This is a genomic window from Planktothrix sp. FACHB-1355 (assembly GCF_014748295.1).
GTDB classification, from domain to species: Bacteria; Cyanobacteriota; Cyanobacteriia; order Cyanobacteriales; family Aerosakkonemataceae; genus Aerosakkonema; species Aerosakkonema funiforme_A.
Genome location: NZ_JACJUP010000885.1, coordinates 1 through 3,099 on the forward strand (window position 1 = coordinate 1; position 3,099 = coordinate 3,099).

A 3,099-nucleotide genomic window follows, 5' to 3' on the forward strand; every position below is an offset into this window, starting at 1 on the left:
GCTGACCGTCACCTGCGTTGAGGACGCTCACCTGCGATTCTAAGCGATCCATCTCTTTCGCGATCGCTTGCGGCACCCCCGCCTCCTTATGGCGAATCACCATTATATTCATTCCCATCGCCAAATAAGTGATCGCCGTATCCAAAATAGTCTCTCCTTTCGTCAGAGAAGACGTTGCCGGTGCAAAGCTAAGCGTATCCGCCGAAAGTCGCTTAGCGGCGAGTTCAAAACTATTGCGAGTCCGGGTAGACGGCTCAAAAAACAGGGTTGCCACCACCTGTCCTTGCAGCGTCGGTACTTTTTTGACCCGCCGCGACAGCACTTCCCTAAAACTAGCAGCAGTTTGCAACACTGTATCGTACTCAGCAGCAACAAAATCAGCTAGCGAAATAACGTGGCGGCGTGTCCAAGTAGTAGTAGCCATGCGAGTAATTAAGCCAAATTATCTCAGATTTTCACATTAAAACACTTTATTTCGATCGTTCGAGATTATCCCGGCTTTTTTAGACAGGGATGGAGTTCTTGTTGGGTATTTATACGTTATTTATATTTGCCTATCTAAATATTTTTACTTGATGTATAATTAGCCAGATGCCATGCCATAAAAAATTTGAGGGTACATATACCTAAAGATAGAAAAACTATGGAAATTTATTAAATAGAGGTCTGAAAATCTTTACAAATAGGCTGTAGAAATTATAATAAATAAAGCTGTAACCTAAGTTATGGCTAGATGGCTATTAAAAAAAACTAAAAAATACACGCAAGTTATAAAACCTTTTGAGAGATACGGCAAAGATTACACGCCATTGAATTGGGAATAATAGATCGAACCTCCAGGATGACAAACATGAAAGCAGCATTGCCTAGAAACGAACTAGGAAGGCTCGAAGTGCTATGCCAGTATCAAATTCTCGACAGCGATACCGAACAGGCGTTTGAAGATATCGCCCATTTAGCAGCACAACTTTGTGGCGCTTCCATTGCAGTCATCAATATTATCGAGTTAAGACGTCAGTGGGTGAAAGCAAAAGTTGATTTGGACATCAAACAAATACCTCGCGATGCTTGGTTATGTCCAATTTGCGTTCAGGAAGGCGATATAGTAATTATTCCCGATACTCTGAGCGATCGCAGGTCTAGGACAAACCCTATAGTTACGTTTTACCCCTACGTGCGGTTTTACGCTTGTGTCCCTCTGATTTCACGAGAAGGCAAAGCGATCGGATCTCTATGCGTACTCGATCTCGTACCCCGAGAAATCACTTCCGAGCAAGCAGAGTCACTCCGAGCCCTGAGTCGTCAGGTTATTACTCAACTAGAGTTACGGCATCATTTAGCAGACTTAGCTTGTACTACGATCGAGTGCAAGCGTTTGCAGGCAGAACTTAGCCACAGAGAAAAGCTGCTGACTGACTTCTTGGAAAATGCAGCGATTAGCCTGCATTGGGTAGGGCCAGACGGCAAGATCCAGTGGGCAAACAAAGCAGAACTAGATCTTTTAGGCTACACTCCCCAGGAATATATCGGTCAGCACATCGCTAACTTTTACCCAGACAAAGAAGTAATAGATGATATTTTAAGTCGCCTCGCCGCGAATCAGACATTACACAACTATGAAGCTAGGTTGCGATGTAAAGATGGCTCTGTTAAGCACGTCCTCATCGACTCAAATGTATGCTGGGAAAATGGCAAATTTGTCCACACGCGATGTTTTACACGCGACATTACCGCCCGCAAACAGGCAGAGTCAGAACGCGATCGCTTTTTTAACTTATCCTTAGATATGTTATGTATCGCTGGAACGGACGCCTATTTCAAACGCTTAAACCCAGTATTTGAAAAAACTCTAGGTTACACCAATTCCGAACTTTTAGCACAACCATTTTTGAATTTTGTTCATCCCGAAGATCGCTCTTCAACCATCAGTGAAGTTGAAAAGCTTGCTAATGGCTCACCTACCATCAATTTTGAGAATCGCTATTCTTGCAAAGATGGCTCCTATAAATGGCTGGCATGGACAGCTTTTCCTATTGTTGAAGAGGGTTTAATTTATGCGATCGCTCGCGACATCACAACAATAAAACAAGCCGAACAAGAACGCATCCAAATTTTGCAAAGAGAACAAGCTTCCCGCGCTGAAGCTGAGGCAGCGCGAAACCGGATCGTCAATATTCTTGAAAGTATCACCGATGCTTTCTTTGCTTTAGATGATGAATGGCGATTCACTTATATCAATCAACAAGCAGAGATTTTTTTACAGCGAAAACAGTCGGAATTATTGGGTAAAAATATATGGTATGAGTTTCCAGAAGCAGTAAATTCTGATTTTTTTAAGGAATATCATAAAGCTGTATCAGAACAAATCAGCGTTAAATTTGAAGCATTATATTTACCGCTAAATACATGGTTTGAAGTTTATGCTTATCCGGCGCGAGATGGATTATCTGTATATTTTCGCAATATTAACGAACGTAAGTTATTTGAAGAACAAATATCTCAACAAGCCGCTCTAATTGATATAGCAACAGATGCTATTTTTGTGCAAGATATGAATAGTAAAATTCTTTTTTGGAACAAAGGTGCCGAACGCCTTTATGGCTGGAAAACAGAAGAAGCCCAGGGAGAGTATGTTCGTCAGCTTTTGTACGATCGAGAACAAGATAATTATCCCCTAATTGAGAAAAAGCTTGTTAAGAAAGGCTCTTGGCAAACAGAACTGCATCAGCTCTCCAAATCCGGCAAAAAGCTCGTCGTTCAAAGCCGCTGGACACTGGTCTGCGATGAAACAAATCAACCCAAATCTATTCTTGTCGTCAATACTGACATTACAGAAAAGAAGCAACTAGAAGCGCAGTTTCTTCGCGCACAACGCATGGAAAGCATTGGTACTCTTGCAAGCGGCATAGCTCACGATTTGAATAATGTCTTAGCACCAATTCTAATGGCGATTCAACTGCTAGAAATACAACTTGAAGATGATCGCAGCAAACGCCTGCTAAGTAGTCGGACAAAAGTAATCGACACTGTATGAACTTTTGTTAAGGCACTTGCAGGAGTGCGATCGCTACCCCAGGATAGTACAAATGTATTGTAAGA

General features: G+C 42.1%; 1 protein-coding gene and 1 pseudogene. One reads left to right on the forward strand and one right to left on the reverse strand.

Going from position 1 to position 3,099, the window contains the following annotated elements; genetic code table 11:
- A pseudogene (locus H6S82_RS26435) lies at positions 1–424 on the reverse strand (aspartate carbamoyltransferase); the annotation flags it as partial.
- Between the two features lie 417 nt (positions 425–841).
- Here H6S82_RS26435 and H6S82_RS33745 point away from each other — a divergent pair.
- The gene (locus H6S82_RS33745) at positions 842–3,034 is read left to right on the forward strand and encodes a PAS domain S-box protein (protein WP_191056972.1); all 2,193 of its coding nucleotides are present in this window, start codon (positions 842–844) and stop codon (positions 3,032–3,034) included.
- The last annotated feature ends 65 nt before the right edge of the window (positions 3,035–3,099 follow it).